Origin of the sequence: Lelliottia sp. WB101 (genome assembly GCF_003051885.1) — a bacterium.
Lineage (GTDB): Bacteria > Pseudomonadota > Gammaproteobacteria > Enterobacterales > Enterobacteriaceae > Enterobacter > Enterobacter nimipressuralis.
The window spans coordinates 3,271,202-3,285,876 of sequence record NZ_CP028520.1; the positions used below are offsets into that span (position 1 = coordinate 3,271,202).

Below are 14,675 nucleotides of genomic sequence, written 5' to 3' on the forward strand. Positions count from 1 at the left end.
TTAGCGCAATTATTTCGCGGTCATCAGCAGAATAATAAAAGATTAGCACGTATCTATAACATACATAGCCGGCATGCATAACCCATCAAGGTTGGGCGTTCATTTGCAGCACCAGCCAGTGGTGGATGACCGTCACAATGTAACGCTGCTGATCGGCGTTTAACGCCTCGCCCTGGGGAATATGGTGCCATTTAGCGAGACAACCGCGACAGCAGGTTGCCGTAGCATGCTGGGCGATAAAGACAGGATGCCCGCGCATTGGGGTCTGCTTGCCGTCGTTGACGGGCATGGCCGCCGCGAGACGACGGGCAACGAAATCCGCGGCGTGTTGATCGATAGTTTCCGCCCCTTTGTCCCAGCAGTACTGCCGCTCTTTCGCGCCCAGTTTGAAGCGAGAACGAAAGGTTGAACGCCCCAGCCGGGCAAACAGATCGTCAAGGGTGTTCATCAGTAGACGGACCGCCCCAGCCGCTGGGTGAGTTTCTCCAGCACCGCCACGCCTGCCAGCGAGTTCCCGGCGTCATCCAGCTCCGGGCTCCAGACCGCAATCGCCATTTCGTGAGGGACAATGGCCACCACCCCGCCGCCAACGCCTGATTTAGCGGGCAGCCCGACGCGCCAGGCAAATTCTCCGGCATTCTGATACATCCCGCTTGTCGCCATCAGCGCATTGACCTGACGCGCCTGCATCGGCGTGACAACTGCCTGATTATGCAGCGAGGAGAAGCCCTGGTCGGCCAGAAACAGGAAAGTACGCGCGAGTTCCACGCAGCTCATTTTCAGCGCGCAGTAGTGGAAATAGTTTTGCAGCACGGTAGCCACATCGTTGTGGAAATTACCGAAAGACTTCATCAGCCAGGCGATGGCGGCGTTTCGCGCCGAATGTTCAAACTCAGAGCGAGCAACGTTAGCGTCGTAACTCAGATCCGAAACGCCGCTCAGCTGGCGCACAATCTCCAGCATCCGCTGACGCGGCGCGCTAAGACGGCTCTGCAGCATGTCGCAGACCACCAGCGCCCCGGCGTTGATAAAAGGATTGCGCGGTTTGCCCTGTTCGATTTCCAGCTGGAGCAGCGAGTTAAACGGCTGTCCGGAAGGATCTTTCCCCACCCGCTGCCAGATCTCGTCTTCGTCATACTGTCGCATCGCCGCAACCAGGCTTAACACTTTGGAGATCGACTGAATCGAAAAGCGCTCGGCGGCATCGCCAGCCTGATAAAGCTCACCTTTCACGGTGCAAATGGCGATACCCAGCTTATTGCCACTGACGCACGCCAGCGCCGGAATGTAATCGGCAACCTTTCCCTGCCCGATTAACGGACGAACCTGCGCCAGAATCTCTTCCAGCATCTGATTATCGATGACCGCAGCCACATGTTGCTCCTTGCCTGGAGGCCAAAAACGGGCTGCGAGTATAACAGAGGCGAATGTGTCGCGTCAGGCGGGAAGTCGAAAACGCGAAACCGCCTGCATCAGCAAATACGACTCATCGTGTAAGCGACGCGACGCCTGGGAGGCGGTGGTCACCAGTACATCCGTCTGTTGCGACACCTGATTCAGCGCCTGCAGCTGGCGCGTCATCTGATGAATACTCTCCCCCTGACTCATCGTGGCGGCAGAAATATCGTCAAGCAGACCGCTCAGATTTGCCACCAGCACGGTCACCTGTTGCAGGTTGTTCTCAAGCTTCACCACCGCTTTCGATCCGTCTTCAATTCCCTGTAACGAGTGATTAATCAGCTCCTGAATAGTTTGCGTCGAGTGACTGCTTTTTCTCGCCAGCAATCCCACCTCACGCGCGACAACCGCAAACCCTCGCCCCTGATTGCCCGCATGGGCGGCTTCAATAGCGGCGTTCAGCGCCAGAATGTTGGTCTGAAACGCCACGCTGTCGATCATCGAGACGATCCCGCGCATCTCTGACGATCGTTCTACGATCGCCTGCATGGAGGCATTAACGGTCGACATCATGATATCACCCCCCGCCGCCGTCTTACGCGCCTCATCCGCACGCGAGCTGGCGAGCTTCGCGTACCCCGTATTGCCCTCCACGTGGGTTTCCAGCGTGGCGATGTGCGCCGTCACGTCGCTCAGCTCCTGGGCCTGCCGCGCAGACTGCTGATACAGCTTCTGATTGCCTTCCGCCAGTTCGCCGATGTTTTCTACCATTGCGGTTGTGGCTTCACTCACCTGCGTCACCAGCTGCTGTAATCCGCGCTGCATGGTGCTAATACTGGCGCTCAACTGCCCGATTTCTCGGTTAAAACTGTTTACAGCCGGCGCGGCACCCGAGAGATCTCCGGCGGCTAGCTGGTTAATATGAGCGATAAGCCTGCGCAGCGGGGCAATCACCCAGCGCGACATGCCAAACCACACCGCCACCGCAATCAGTAGCAGGACCACTGGCGCCAGCAGGAACAGCGACTGCAAATCAGCGAGGCGATCCATTAGCGACATGCGCCCTTCTCCTGCCCGTTGCTCGCTCAGCTGCTGATAGCGCGCGTAGTTATCATTAAAGTCGGTCTGAAACGCCTGGGCGGGAACAGCAAAAAAAGCGTCAATAGAATGGGTCTTGACCAGCCCTTCCGCCTGCTCATTGATGGCGCCGTAGAATAACTGATAGCTATTAATCAGCGCCTCGTCTTTGGGGGGATTCAGCGCCAGCCAGGCCTTCCACGCCTCCCGGGAAGCATTAAGCGCCTTTTGCGCTTCATCCATCAGGCTGTTCCAGCTCCCTTCAGAGCCGGTCTCTTTATCCTGCATAAAATAGACGCCCGAGCGATTGAGCAGATCGCTTGCCGCCAGCAGAGAGACACGCGCCAGATCCAGTTTGCTTTGCTGCTGTTGCGCCAGCTGATTTTGTTGTTCATTACGCTGGGCATCACGAAGCGAGGCGGTCAGGAGAATTGACGAGGAGAGCTGCAGGGCGGAGAAAAGCCCGATAATACAAAAGATGCCCGCCAGCAGACCAAACTGACGCTTCGCAATACGGCTGAAAATTTGCGTTAGGTTCATAATATTCTTCTGTAACAGTACGTTAGACGCGTGGGAGTCTACGAAACACAAATGACAGAACCATGACACAAAAATGACAAAGGCCTTCGCGGTGAAGGCCTTTTAAGCAAGTTTAACAAGACCTACACGCGGTCTTTCCATACGGTCTGGATATTGCAGAACTCATGCAAACCAAAGTGAGATAACTCACGGCCAAAGCCGCTCTTCTTCACGCCGCCAAAAGCCACGCGCGCATCGCTGGCGCTGTAGCCATTGATGAACACCCCGCCGCACTCCAGCTGGCGAGCAAACGCCTCGGCACGTTGCGCATCGGCGGTAAACACCGTCGCCGACAGACCAAAATCACTGTCGTTTGCAAGCATCAGGGCATGTTCCGCGTCTTTCGCCACGGTGATCGCGGCGACCGGACCGAACAGCTCCTGACGAAACGCGGTCATTTCTGGGGTGACGTTGCCTAATACGGTCGCCGGATAGTAATTCCCCGCACCGGCCACTTTCTCTCCGCCGAGTAAAAGCGTTGCGCCCTCGTTAAGCGTCGCCTGTACCTGCTGATGCAGTTCATCACGCAGATCGAACCGCGCCATCGGCCCCAGATAGTTCTCTTCGTTATCGGGCGCGCCCATCTTCAGGGCCGCAGCGGCCGCAACAAAGCGTTCGGTAAACTGCTCAGCGATACCCTCTTCGACGATAAAGCGTTTAGCGGCCGCGCACACCTGTCCGGTATTCTGATAGCGCCCGGCGACGGCCGCTTTCACGGCCAGATCCAGATCCGCATCGTTCAGCACAATAAAGGGATCGGACCCACCCAGCTCCAGCACGCATTTTTTGAGGGCCGCAGCCGCCTGTGCACCAATCGCCGCCCCGGCTCGTACGCTCCCGGTGACGGTAATCGCAGCGATGCGACGATCGTTAATCGCCTGGCTGACGCCGTCGTTCGTGGCGTTGATCCAGCCAAACACCCCCGGCGCAAAACCGGCATCCGCGAACATCTCGCCGATAAGCGTCGCCGACCCCAGAACGTTCGGCGCGTGTTTCAGCAGATAGCTGTTACCGGCGAGCAGAATCGGTACCGCCCCGCGCAGCACCTGCCACAGCGGGAAGTTCCACGGCATCACCGCCAGCACCGGTCCCAGCGGGCGATACTCGATCACCGCTTTTTGATTTTCAACCTGCGTCGGTTCCGCAGCCAGCATCGCCGGGCCGTGCTCGGCGTACCAGTCGCACAGACCGGCAGATTTCGTGACTTCGGCGCGTGCCTGCAAAATAGGTTTACCCATCTCACGGGACAGCATTTGCGCCATCTCTTCTGCGCGCGCCCGCAGTGCGGTAGCAAGATCGCGCAGTTTCTGCGCCCGGTGAGTAACGCTTTCATTGCGCCACTGACGGAAACCGCGATCCGCCCGCGCGATCGCCTGCTCTACCTCGGCGGCGGTGGCCCACGGATAGGCCGCGAGGGTTTCGCCGTTAGCCGGATTAATTGACTGCGCATGGGTAGCCGGTGAATGAGTCATAGTCTTCTCCACGTAATAAGGGTTGATTGATTGTGGCTCACTCTGCTATTTCTTAAAAATGAATAATACTGACTCACTTATTCACGAATAGAGAATGCTATGGATTTAACTCAGCTCGAAATGTTTAACGCCGTCGCCCAGACCGGGAGCATCACCCAGGCAGCGCAAAAGGTGCATCGTGTGCCGTCCAACCTGACCACCCGAATCCGTCAGCTGGAGGCGGATCTTGGCGTTGAGCTGTTTATCCGTGAAAACCAGCGTTTGCGCCTCTCACCCGCCGGGCATAACTTTCTGCGCTACAGCAAGCAGATCCTCGCCCTGGTCGATGAGGCGCGGATGGTGGTCGCCGGGGATGAACCGCAGGGGCTGTTCGCTCTGGGCGCCCTGGAGAGCACCGCCGCGGTGCGGATTCCTGAATCTCTGGCGCAGTTTAACCAGCGCTATCCGCGCATTCAGTTCGCCCTGTCCACCGGACCTTCCGGCACGATGATTGATGGCGTGCTGGAGGGCACGTTGAGCGCGGCATTTGTCGACGGGCCGCTCTCGCATCCGGAGCTGGACGGGATGCCGGTCTATCAGGAAGAGATGATGCTGGTTGCCGCCGCCGGGCATGAAAAGGTGTCGCGCGCCACGCAGGTGAGCGGTCGGGACGTGTACGCGTTTCGCGCTAATTGCTCCTACAGACGGCATCTGGAGAGCTGGTTTCATGCAGATCGCGCCACGCCGGGGCGGATCCATGAGATGGAGTCGTACCACGGTATGCTGGCCTGTGTGATTGCGGGCGCAGGTATTGCGCTGATGCCCCGCTCGATGCTGGAGAGCATGCCGGGGCATCTTCAGGTGGGGGCGTGGCCGCTGGCGGAAAACTGGCGCTGGCTCACGACCTGGCTGGTGTGGCGACGCGGCGCAATGACGCGTCAGCTTGAGGCGTTTATAGCACTGCTAAACGAACGTCAGCCACCAGCACCTTCTCCATAAACAGGCTAAGTGGATCTTCGTCGTAGGGCGGAAACGCCGGGCGCGCCTGATAACCGCAGCGCTCATACAGCTGAATAGCCGCGTGCTGCTTGATACCGGTTTCGAGGCGCAACGTGTGGCAGTGGCGGCTCAGGGCTTCGTCTTCCAGCGCCGCCAGTAGTTTTTCACCAAGCCTTTGACCGCGATGGGTGGGATCGATATACACCCGTTTCATCTCCCCGCTGCCGTCGCCGTTGAGCACGATCGCCCCGCAGCCCACGGCATTCAGCTGGTTATCACGGATCACCATCATTAAAAGCGACCCCTCCGCCAGCTGGGTGAGATCGACCAGATGGTTGCTTTCCGCCGGGTAAAGCTCAGTTTGATAGCTGTCCAGGGCGGCGATCAGCGCCAGAATATCCGGATGAGAGGCAGATTCAGAGGTAATGGAATACATGGCAGGCTCCTTTTGTTGTTTGTTATCAACATAGCTGCCACCTCGGTTCAGGTGTTCATACTTTTAACTTATCTCTGCACCTCGTTTGAGGATTACCTGATAAAGGGTGCCAAAAATGCGGGACACTGTAATTATATACAGTAATTGTATTTAAACCGCGATAACATCTCCCCCTACTGGCAGCCGCACCCTGATTAACTGCCTCCTGAGGAGATAAAAATGAAAAAACTGGACTGGTTTAACAACGTCGAAAATCGCCCCCATCCGTGGGAAGGAATGGGGCTCACCTGGCTGACCACCGCGCTTAACGTCCCTGATGTCAGGGCAGCCGTGGATTTCTATACCGGCGCAATGGATATGGTGGCAATTGCCGAGCTGGAGGGTGAAGACGGCGAGCTGCTGTTTGCTCGTATTCGCTATCGCGGCACCAATTTCACTCTGAATCAGGAGGGCTGGGATTCGGATCTCCGCAGCCCACTGACGTCCGGCAACCCACCGCAGTTTATCTTCTATCTGTATGTCGATGATGCCGTCTCACAGGTCAACAAAATGGTGCAGGCCGGAGCCAGGGTGCTCAACGAGCCGGCGGAGATGTTCTGGGGAGATGTGAAAGCGCGCGTGCAGGATCCCTTCGGTTTTATCTGGGATGTGGCGCAAAAGCGGTAAAGAAAATGCCCGCAGGCTGCGGGCATGTAGACGTAAAAGCGGAGACTACTGGCGCAGGAAGATTTTTCCTTTGAGATAAAGCGTGGCTTGCCCGCCAATTAGCACCCGGTCGCCCTGTAGCTCACAGCGCAGATCCCCGCCTCTAGCCGACACCTGGCGCGCCTGCATCTGCGTTTTGCCGAGCTTTTCGCTCCAGTAGGGAATCAGCATGCTGTGGGTGGAGCCCGTCACCGGATCTTCTGGCACGCCTTCGCCAGGGCAGAAGAAGCGGCTGACGAAATCCGCTTCGTCGCCGGGCGCCGTAATACAGACCATTTTGTCGAGCGGGATCATGGATGAGATATCCGGGCTGATGGACTCAACCTGCTGCTGGTTTTCCAGCACCACCATATAATCTCGCGCCACGCGAACCTCTTTCGCGCTGGTGATCCCAAGGGAGTAAAACAGCAGCGCCGGAGGGTTATCGACGGACTCACTCGCCCACGCAGGGAAGTTGAGCGTCAGCCAGTCGCCGTTGCGCTTCACGGTCAGTTTGCCCACAAAACGGGTAGTGAAGGTAATTTCCGTATGCGGATAGTCGAGATATTCGAAGATCACATGCGACGCCGCCAGCGTGGCATGCCCACACAGGTCAATCTCATCAAGTGTCGTAAACCAGCGCAGCTCAAAACCCTCGTCCGTACGCACGAAGAACGCCGTCTCCGACTGATTATGTTGCTTCGCCATGCTGAGCAACGTCTCGTCCGGAAGCCACTCCTCCAGCGGACACACTGCGGCGGCGTTACCACCAAAGGCTTTATCGCTGAAGGCATCCACCAGATAAAAATCAATTTCTTGCATCGTCGTACCGCCTGTTTTTATTGTGCTGTTCTTTATATTCAAGGAAAACAACGCCCTTCGCTACAGGACGTGTAAGCAAAATATTGAGATCTGCATCACATAATGATTGTCTTTTAGCCAGTTAAGGCTTTAAGATCGCCCTCTCATCTTTTCAGCAACGAACCCCAAATCTTATGCCTTCGAACACAGTTTCACGCAAGGTCGCGTGGCTACGTGTGGTCACGCTTGCCATTGCCGCGTTTATATTCAATACCACGGAATTTGTTCCCGTGGGTCTGCTTTCCGATATCGCTCAAAGTTTCCAGATGGAAACTGCGCAGGTCGGGATCATGCTGACCATCTACGCGTGGGTGGTAGCGCTGATGTCCCTGCCGTTTATGCTGCTGACCAGCCAGATGGAGCGACGCAAGCTGTTGATTGGCCTGTTTGTGCTGTTTATCGCCAGCCATGTGCTGTCGTTCCTCGCCTGGAACTTTACCGTGCTGGTGATAAGCCGCATCGGTATTGCGTTCGCTCACGCCATTTTCTGGTCGATTACCGCCTCGCTGGCCATTCGTCTGGCACCTGCAGGTAAACGAGCGCAGGCACTGAGCCTGCTGGCGACCGGCACCGCGCTGGCGATGGTGCTCGGCCTGCCTATCGGGCGCATCGTCGGGCAGTATTTCGGCTGGAGAACCACCTTCTTTGCCATCGGTATGGGCGCATTGATCACCCTGCTGTGCCTGATCAAGCTCCTGCCGAAATTACCGAGTGAACACTCCGGCTCGCTTAAAAGCCTGCCGGTGCTGTTCCGCCGCCCGGCGCTGATGAGTATTTATCTGCTGACGGTCATTGTCGTTACCGCCCACTACACGGCCTACAGCTATATTGAACCTTTTGTGCAGGTTGTCGCGGGCTTTAGCGCTAATTTTGCAACGGTGCTTCTGCTGCTCCTCGGCGGGGCTGGCATTATCGGCAGTATCCTGTTTGGCAAACTGGGCAATCAGCACGCGTCGCTGCTGGTGAGCGGCGCTATCGGTGCCCTGATGCTGTGTCTGGTGTTGCTGATGCCGGCAGCGGGTAGCGAAACAAATCTGGCAATACTGAGTATTTGCTGGGGCGTGGCGATGATGATTATTGGCCTCGGTATGCAGGTTAAAGTCCTGGCGCTGGCACCGGATGCCACCGATGTGGCGATGTCGCTCTTCTCCGGGATCTTCAATCTAGGCATCGGCGCGGGTGCGCTGGTGGGAAATCAGATCAGCCTGCATTTTTCTATGTCAGCGATTGGCTATCTGGGGGCGATTCCGGCGCTGGCAGCGTTGATCTGGTCGATTCTGATCTTCCGCAAGTGGCCGGTGGCGCTGGAAGAGCAGACGCATCACGGGTGATTTTTGCCGAAGAGAGTAGCAATTGCCCGGGCCTACAGATTGTGTAGGCCCGGCTGTGTTAGTGGTAGGTCTTAATAATTTCCAGTACGCCGTTAATAATAAACTGCACACCCATACAGACCAGCAGGAAGCCCATCAGACGAGAAATCGCCTCGATACCACCTTTACCCACCCAACGCATGATCGCGCCGGAACTGCGCAAACATCCCCACAAAATGACGCCGATAATGGCAAAGATCAGCGGTGGCGCCACCATGACGACCCACGCGGAGAAGGTTGTGCCATCACGTACCGTTGATGCGGAGCTGATGATCATCGCTATCGTCCCTGGCCCTGCCGTGCTTGGCATGGCCAGCGGAACAAATGCGATATTGGCGGAAGGCTCAGACTCCATCTCTTCCGATTTGCTTTTCGCTTCCGGCGATTCATGGGCTTTGTGCGCCGGGAACAGCATGCGGAAACCGATAAAGGCGACGATTAAGCCCCCTGCAATTCGTAACCCGGGAATCGAAATTCCGAAGGTATTCATCACCACCTGTCCGGCGTAATACGCCACCATCATGATGATGAAAACATACACCGATGCCATCAACGACTGGTGGTTACGTTCGGCGCTGTTCATATTGCCCGCCAGCCCTAAAAACAACGCCACGGTTGTTAACGGGTTCGCCAGCGGCAACAGCACCACCAGCCCAAGTCCTATTGCCTGAATTAATTCCACCATAGTGCGTCGTCGTCCTTATCCATAATCAACACTGACAGTATACGGTGAAATGGCCTGACACAGCCACGCAGACAACGTAAGCAGTGTTTTCCGCTGAATTACGATAACCCAGCGTTATGTTTATGATTTAAAAGGACTCAAAAAAAGTTCATGAAACGTTTTAGCAAATCGTGGCATCGGCGGATACATTCGGTTGACTTATACTTGCCTGAGCAATAATATCTGCCGTGATTAAACTACTTGCCAGGGCAACCATTGTGAAAAGCACCAGTGATCTCTTTAACGAAATTATTCCACTGGGCCGTCTTATTCATATGGTGAACCAGAAAAAAGATCGCCTGCTCAACGACTATCTGTCTCCGATGGACATCACTGCGACCCAGTTCAAAGTGCTGTGCTCCATTCGCTGCGAAGTGTGCATCACCCCGGTTGAGCTGAAAAAGGTGCTCTCTGTCGACCTTGGCGCGCTCACGCGCATGCTCGATCGTCTTGTCTGCAAAGGATGGATTGAAAGGCGACCTAACCCCAATGACAAGCGCGGCGTACTGGTGCAGCTCACCAGCGATGGTGCGGCCATGTGCGAACGCTGTCATGAGTTAGTAGGACAAACACTGCACCAGGAACTAACAAAAAACTTAACGGCGGATGAAGTGGTCACTCTTGAGCATTTGCTGAAGAAAATCCTGCCGTAAACAGAAGAGGTATGACGATGTCCAGACGCAATAATGACGCCATCACTATTCATAGCATTTTGGACTGGATCGAAGATAACCTGGAATCGCCGCTCTCACTTGAGAAGGTGTCTGAGCGTTCAGGTTACTCAAAATGGCACCTGCAACGGATGTTCAAAAAAGAGACCGGTCATTCTTTAGGGCAATACATCCGCAGCCGTAAGCTGACGGAAATTGCGCAGAAGCTGAAAGAGAGCAACGAGCCGATTCTGTATCTGGCTGAGCGTTATGGGTTTGAATCGCAACAAACCCTGACCCGCACGTTCAAGAACTATTTCGACGTGCCGCCGCACAAGTACCGAATCACCAGTATGCCCGGCGAATCCCGCTATCTGCATCCGCTAACACATTGTAATTGCTAATCGCCTGTAATAAGACGTAACCGAGGAAATCATGAAACGTATCGCCTCCGCCGCCCTCACCTTACTGGTGCTGGTCTCCGGCCAGACTTTTGCGGAGCAAACCACTCACGCTAATCAGCAGAACAGCCGCACCACGATGGTTCTGCCTACCGCACACGATCAATCACCGTTTGATTTCAATCATATGGGTGCGGGTAGCGACAAATCCGACGAATTAGGCGTGCCGTATTACAATCAGCACGACCTCTGATTCGTTTTTGCCCCGCGTTTGCGGGGCTTTTTTCATCCCCTGATGCGCGTCGCCCGACGCAGCCGCAATCCAAAGACATTGATGTACAGCCCGGCCATGATCAGCACCGCGCCGATCAGTTGCAGCATCGTCAGCTTTTCACCCAGCAGAACTGCCGCACTCGCCAGCCCGACCACCGGCACCAGCAGTGACAACGGCGCCACGCGCCAGGTTTCATAACGCCCGAGCAGCGTTCCCCAGATGCCATACCCGACGATCGTCGCGACGAAGGCCAGATACACCAGCGACAAAATGGTGGTGAGATCGATCTCAATCAGGCTTTTCAGCATCAGCGCCGGGCCGTCAAACATCAGCGACGCCACCATAAACGGAATGACCGGGATCAGCGCGCTCCAGACCACCAGCGACATCACCGCCGGGCGCGCCTCGTGCTGCATGATCAGCTTGTTGAAGATATTTCCGCACGCCCAGCTCAGCCCTGCGGCCAGTGTGAGCATAAAGCCCAGCATCGCCACGTGCTGACCGTTCAGACTCGCTTCGGCGAGCACCAGCACGCCAAATACCGCAAGCGTAATCCCCGCCAGCTGTTTGCCCTGTAAACGCTCACCAAAGACAAACGCGCCAAGAATAATGGTGAAGAAAGCCTGTGCCTGTAACACCAGCGACGCCAGCCCGGCTGGCATCCCAAACTTGATAGCGCAGAACAGAAAGGCAAACTGACCAAAGCTGATGGTCAGGCCGTAGCCGAGCAGCAGACGAAACGGGATCTTTGGACGGGCGACAAAAAACAGCGCCGGGAAGGCCACCAGTAAAAAGCGCAAACCGGCGAGCATCAGCGGGGGCATATTGTGCAGCCCCACTTTAATCACCACAAAATTCAGTCCCCATACCACGACCACCAGCAACGCCAGCAGTCCGTCTTTGCGCGTCATACCCTGCCCCTGATTTATTAAATTTTTGTAAACAGATTCAAGGTAACGAAAAAAGCGAGTGAGGAAAAGATCATTAATTCTGGCAGTCAGACAAAGCACTTACGGAAAAATTGGGTGGTATACAACTCCCCTTATGGCGTGATAATCATTGAGACATAAAAAAAGCATAAGCATATGTCGGGCAGGAAAATGAAATCATCACTCAGGCGCTCAACCGCAGCGTTGTTGGCATCGTCATTACTGTTAACCATCGGTCGGGGGCCACGCTGCCCTTTATGACCATCTACCTCACGCGCGTTTACCAGATGAGCGTGGCGAATATCGGCTATGCCCTGACCATCGCCCTGACCATTGGCGTGGTGTTCAGCATGGGGTTTGGCATCCTGGCGGATAAGTTCGATAAAAAGCGCTACATGCTGCTGTCGATTCTGGCGTTTATTGCCGGTTTCGTGGCCATTCCGCTGGTGAATAATGTCACCCTGGTGGTGTTGTTCTTCGCGGTGATTAACTGCGCGTACTCTGTGTTCTCAACCGTACTCAAAGCCTGGTTTGCAGATGTACTGACGCCGGGAGAAAAAGCGCGCGTCTTCTCTCTCAACTACAGTTTTCTGAATATCGGCTGGACGGTCGGGCCGCCGATTGGCACGCTGCTGGTGATGTACAGCTTGCAACTGCCGTTCTGGCTGGCGGCCTTCTGCGCCGCGCTGCCGCTGGTGTTTATTCAGGTGTATGTGCAAAAGAGCATTGTGGCAGACAGTGACAACGTCACCGTTCCGTGGCAACCCTCGGTGCTGCTTCGCGACCGGGCGCTGTTCTGGTATACGCTCTCTGGTCTGCTGGCCTCTTACGTCGGCGGCTCGTTCGCCAGCTGTATCTCCCAGTATGTGCTGGCGGCGGATTACACCAGTGAATTCGCAGAAAAAGTGGTCGCCGTGGTGCTGCCAGCCAACGCCGCGATGGTGGTCTCTCTGCAATATTTTATCGGTCGCAGGCTGAAGGCCAGCAACATTCGTCCGCTGATGGCGCTCGGGACACTCTTCTTCCTGCTCGGGCTGGGCGGGTTTATGCTCTCGGGCACCAATTTGATCTACTGGGGAATTGCCTCGGCGGTGTTTACCATCGGCGAGATTATCTATGCACCGGGTGAATATCTGCTGATCGATAACATCGCGCCGCCGGGGATGAAAGCGAGCTACTTCTCGGCGCAGGCGCTGGGCTGGCTGGGCGCGGCGGCGAACCCGATGATTACCGGACTCATTCTGACCCACCTGCCGCACTGGTCGCTGTTTGTGATTATGATGGTCGCGATTGTGGTTGCCTGGCTGATGATCCTGCGTGGAATGAGCATGAAGCCCTGGGCTGAGCGAGTGGAAACGGCGTAGCGTGTTGCCGGGCAGCGTTGCGCGTGCCCGGCGTTTAACAGCGTGACTTGCAGGAACCTTAGTGGTGCAACATCTCCTCCACCACCTGCTTTTTAAACATCTCATTCGGATAATAGGTCGGCCAGTTATCCATCTCTTTCAGCAGCGCCTCATGGGAGGTATCGCCCATAAAGAGATGGAAATGCGCCGAGGCACGCGGGCCGATAGTGTGGTCGCTGAACTGCACAAATTTTGGTGCTTTAGAGCTGGCGTCTTTACACTCAAACAGGTAACGCACGCCCTTCTTGCCTGACGCGTAGGTCAGGATCTTGAACCCGCTGTAGTCATAATGACAGCTCGCCACCGTTTTGCCGGTGTGAAACTCCATCACGTTATTTTCAATACCGATGGTGTCTACGTCCGTGGCATATCCTTTGCGGTAGTAGGCTTTCACCTCGTCAAAGGATTTGCTTCCCTCTTTTTCCGCTTTCTTTTTAAAAACCGGGTCCAGTGAACCGTCAACCAGGAAAGGATAAACGGACTGCCAGGTACCGTCCCAGTCGGAGAGCGTGCGGTCTTTAACGTCTTTATCCTCGAATACCCCGTTCGCCGCTTGTTGTTCCGCTTCGGTCATCTGGTGACCGTGCGAGTGGGCAAACAGATGGCCGCTGACCAGCAGCGCCCCCAGAGTCATTGCAAATTTTCCAATATGTGCTGCCAAAACGCGATCCTCACTCCATGTTATGAGAATGCGAATGTTATGATATAACATTTCAAAAAACAATAACCCTCAGATCGCCACTAAGCCGCGAACGCCCTCCTGCTCCATGTTCTCCCCGCGCCCGCGCTGAATGATGCTTCCGCGCGACATCAGCAGGTAGTTATCCGCCAGTTCCGCGGCAAAATCATAGAACTGCTCCACCAGTAAAATCGCCATATCGCCCCGGCTGGCGAGCTGGCGAATCACCACACCAATCTCTTTAATCACTGACGGCTGAATGCCTTCTGTTGGCTCATCGAGGATCAGCAGCTGCGGACGGCTTGCCAGCGCGCGGCCAATTGCCAGTTGCTGCTGTTGCCCGCCAGAGAGATCGCCCCCGCGACGGTGCTTCATCTCTTTGAGCACCGGAAACAGCTGCCAGATATCCTCCGGGACGCTTTTCGCCTCTCGTGCGGAAAAACGCGACATCCCCAGCAGCAGATTTTCTTCCACCGTCAGACGCGGAAAAATCTCACGCCCCTGCGGCACGTACGCCACACCAGACTGCACGCGATGGTGCGGCCTGGCGTGAGTGATGGTTTTGCCCTGCCAGACAATCTCCCCGCTGCGCGCCGGAATCAGCCCCATCAGGCATTTGAGTAAGGTTGTTTTTCCCACGCCGTTGCGCCCGAGCAAGCAGGTGACCTCCCCGCCGGGCGCATCAAAACTCACGCCGCGTAAAATGTGGCTGCCGCCATAATATTGATTCAGTTCGTTAACCTGTAGCATGACGGCTCCT

The 14,675-nt window shown here is 55.8% G+C and carries 16 protein-coding genes and 1 pseudogene; 7 read left to right on the top strand and 10 right to left on the bottom strand.

The window, feature by feature from the left end; genetic code table 11:
* Positions 1-85: 85 nt before the first annotated feature.
* The 4 genes from DAI21_RS15765 to sad form a co-directional block, all read right to left on the bottom strand.
* Positions 86-448, bottom strand: coding sequence for a DUF4186 domain-containing protein (locus tag DAI21_RS15765; protein ID WP_100780174.1), 363 nt, complete (start codon positions 446-448; stop codon positions 86-88).
* Positions 448-1,374 (bottom strand): glutaminase B, encoded by a 927-nt coding sequence (gene glsB, locus DAI21_RS15770; RefSeq protein WP_107703578.1) that lies wholly within the window; start codon positions 1,372-1,374, stop codon positions 448-450. The genes DAI21_RS15765 and glsB overlap by 1 nt, the downstream gene beginning before the upstream one ends.
* 63 nt (positions 1,375-1,437) lie before the next feature.
* The gene (locus DAI21_RS15775; protein WP_107703579.1) at positions 1,438-3,015 is read right to left on the bottom strand and encodes a methyl-accepting chemotaxis protein; all 1,578 of its coding nucleotides are present in this window, start codon (positions 3,013-3,015) and stop codon (positions 1,438-1,440) included.
* Positions 3,016-3,137: 122 nt separating this feature from the next.
* On the bottom strand, positions 3,138-4,526 hold the full coding sequence (gene sad / locus DAI21_RS15780) for a succinate-semialdehyde dehydrogenase (protein WP_107703580.1): 1,389 nt from the start codon (positions 4,524-4,526) through the stop codon (positions 3,138-3,140).
* Positions 4,527-4,625: 99 nt separating this feature from the next.
* On the opposite strand from sad, the gene DAI21_RS15785 reads away from it, so the two are divergent.
* On the top strand, positions 4,626-5,504 hold the full coding sequence (locus DAI21_RS15785; protein WP_107703581.1) for a LysR family transcriptional regulator: 879 nt from the start codon (positions 4,626-4,628) through the stop codon (positions 5,502-5,504).
* On the opposite strand, the gene DAI21_RS15790 is transcribed toward DAI21_RS15785, so the two are convergent.
* Entirely contained in the window at positions 5,458-5,940 is a 483-nt protein-coding gene (locus tag DAI21_RS15790; protein WP_107703582.1) for a GNAT family N-acetyltransferase, read from the bottom strand. The two genes, DAI21_RS15785 and DAI21_RS15790, sit on opposite strands and share 47 nt — an antisense overlap.
* 219 nt (positions 5,941-6,159) lie before the next feature.
* Between DAI21_RS15790 and DAI21_RS15795 the strand changes: the two genes are divergently transcribed.
* Positions 6,160-6,606 (top strand): VOC family protein, encoded by a 447-nt coding sequence (locus tag DAI21_RS15795; RefSeq protein WP_107703583.1) that lies wholly within the window; start codon positions 6,160-6,162, stop codon positions 6,604-6,606.
* Positions 6,607-6,651: 45 nt separating this feature from the next.
* Here the strand turns inward: DAI21_RS15795 and DAI21_RS15800 are convergent, their stop codons facing one another.
* The gene (locus tag DAI21_RS15800) at positions 6,652-7,446 is read right to left on the bottom strand and encodes a PhzF family phenazine biosynthesis protein (protein WP_102103710.1); all 795 of its coding nucleotides are present in this window, start codon (positions 7,444-7,446) and stop codon (positions 6,652-6,654) included.
* 173 nt (positions 7,447-7,619) lie between these two features.
* On the opposite strand from DAI21_RS15800, the gene DAI21_RS15805 reads away from it, so the two are divergent.
* Entirely contained in the window at positions 7,620-8,816 is a 1,197-nt protein-coding gene (locus DAI21_RS15805; protein ID WP_107703584.1) for a sugar transporter, read from the top strand.
* A gap of 58 nt (positions 8,817-8,874) precedes the next feature.
* Here the strand turns inward: DAI21_RS15805 and DAI21_RS15810 are convergent, their stop codons facing one another.
* On the bottom strand, positions 8,875-9,540 hold the full coding sequence (locus DAI21_RS15810) for a MarC family NAAT transporter (protein WP_100780182.1): 666 nt from the start codon (positions 9,538-9,540) through the stop codon (positions 8,875-8,877).
* Between the two features lie 257 nt (positions 9,541-9,797).
* On the opposite strand from DAI21_RS15810, the gene marR reads away from it, so the two are divergent.
* From marR to marB, 3 genes are read left to right on the top strand one after another with little or no spacing between them, the layout of a single operon-like run.
* Positions 9,798-10,232, top strand: coding sequence for a multiple antibiotic resistance transcriptional regulator MarR (gene marR / locus DAI21_RS15815; protein ID WP_100780183.1), 435 nt, complete (start codon positions 9,798-9,800; stop codon positions 10,230-10,232).
* A gap of 17 nt (positions 10,233-10,249) precedes the next feature.
* A complete protein-coding gene (gene marA, locus DAI21_RS15820; RefSeq protein ID WP_142503360.1) occupies positions 10,250-10,633 on the top strand; it encodes an MDR efflux pump AcrAB transcriptional activator MarA in 384 nt (127 codons plus the stop codon).
* Positions 10,634-10,664: 31 nt separating this feature from the next.
* Complete coding sequence (gene marB / locus DAI21_RS15825; RefSeq protein WP_100780185.1) at positions 10,665-10,883, top strand: multiple antibiotic resistance protein MarB; 219 nt, start codon at positions 10,665-10,667, stop codon at positions 10,881-10,883.
* 32 nt (positions 10,884-10,915) lie between these two features.
* On the opposite strand, the gene eamA is transcribed toward marB, so the two are convergent.
* Positions 10,916-11,815 (bottom strand): O-acetylserine/cysteine exporter, encoded by a 900-nt coding sequence (gene eamA / locus DAI21_RS15830; protein WP_107703585.1) that lies wholly within the window; start codon positions 11,813-11,815, stop codon positions 10,916-10,918.
* A gap of 189 nt (positions 11,816-12,004) precedes the next feature.
* On the opposite strand from eamA, the pseudogene ydeE reads away from it, so the two are divergent.
* Positions 12,005-13,197 (top strand): annotated as a pseudogene (gene ydeE / locus DAI21_RS15835) (efflux MFS transporter YdeE).
* Between the two features lie 58 nt (positions 13,198-13,255).
* Here the strand turns inward: ydeE and zinT are convergent.
* Together zinT and urtE are read right to left on the bottom strand one after the other, a co-directional pair.
* On the bottom strand, positions 13,256-13,897 hold the full coding sequence (zinT, locus tag DAI21_RS15840; protein ID WP_107704270.1) for a metal-binding protein ZinT: 642 nt from the start codon (positions 13,895-13,897) through the stop codon (positions 13,256-13,258).
* A gap of 69 nt (positions 13,898-13,966) precedes the next feature.
* Complete coding sequence (urtE, locus tag DAI21_RS15845; protein WP_100780189.1) at positions 13,967-14,665, bottom strand: urea ABC transporter ATP-binding subunit UrtE; 699 nt, start codon at positions 14,663-14,665, stop codon at positions 13,967-13,969.
* Between the last annotated feature and the right edge of the window lie 10 nt (positions 14,666-14,675).

Excerpts from the sequence above, each read along its gene's own strand:
- DAI21_RS15785 (WP_107703581.1), top strand. The coding sequence starts at position 4,626 with ATGGATTTAACTCAGCTCGAAATGTTTAACGCCGTCGCCCAGACCGGG.
- DAI21_RS15765 (WP_100780174.1), bottom strand. The coding sequence starts at position 448 with ATGAACACCCTTGACGATCTGTTTGCCCGGCTGGGGCGTTCAACCTTT.
- DAI21_RS15810 (WP_100780182.1), bottom strand. The coding sequence starts at position 9,540 with ATGGTGGAATTAATTCAGGCAATAGGACTTGGGCTGGTGGTGCTGTTG.
- DAI21_RS15775 (WP_107703579.1), bottom strand. The coding sequence starts at position 3,015 with ATGAACCTAACGCAAATTTTCAGCCGTATTGCGAAGCGTCAGTTTGGT.
- eamA (WP_107703585.1), bottom strand. The coding sequence starts at position 11,815 with ATGACGCGCAAAGACGGACTGCTGGCGTTGCTGGTGGTCGTGGTATGG.
- DAI21_RS15790 (WP_107703582.1), bottom strand. The coding sequence starts at position 5,940 with ATGTATTCCATTACCTCTGAATCTGCCTCTCATCCGGATATTCTGGCG.
- DAI21_RS15795 (WP_107703583.1), top strand. The coding sequence starts at position 6,160 with ATGAAAAAACTGGACTGGTTTAACAACGTCGAAAATCGCCCCCATCCG.
- DAI21_RS15800 (WP_102103710.1), bottom strand. The coding sequence starts at position 7,446 with ATGCAAGAAATTGATTTTTATCTGGTGGATGCCTTCAGCGATAAAGCC.
- marA (WP_142503360.1), top strand. The coding sequence starts at position 10,250 with ATGTCCAGACGCAATAATGACGCCATCACTATTCATAGCATTTTGGAC.
- marB (WP_100780185.1), top strand. The coding sequence starts at position 10,665 with ATGAAACGTATCGCCTCCGCCGCCCTCACCTTACTGGTGCTGGTCTCC.
- DAI21_RS15805 (WP_107703584.1), top strand. The coding sequence starts at position 7,620 with ATGCCTTCGAACACAGTTTCACGCAAGGTCGCGTGGCTACGTGTGGTC.
- sad (WP_107703580.1), bottom strand. The coding sequence starts at position 4,526 with ATGACTCATTCACCGGCTACCCATGCGCAGTCAATTAATCCGGCTAAC.
- urtE (WP_100780189.1), bottom strand. The coding sequence starts at position 14,665 with ATGCTACAGGTTAACGAACTGAATCAATATTATGGCGGCAGCCACATT.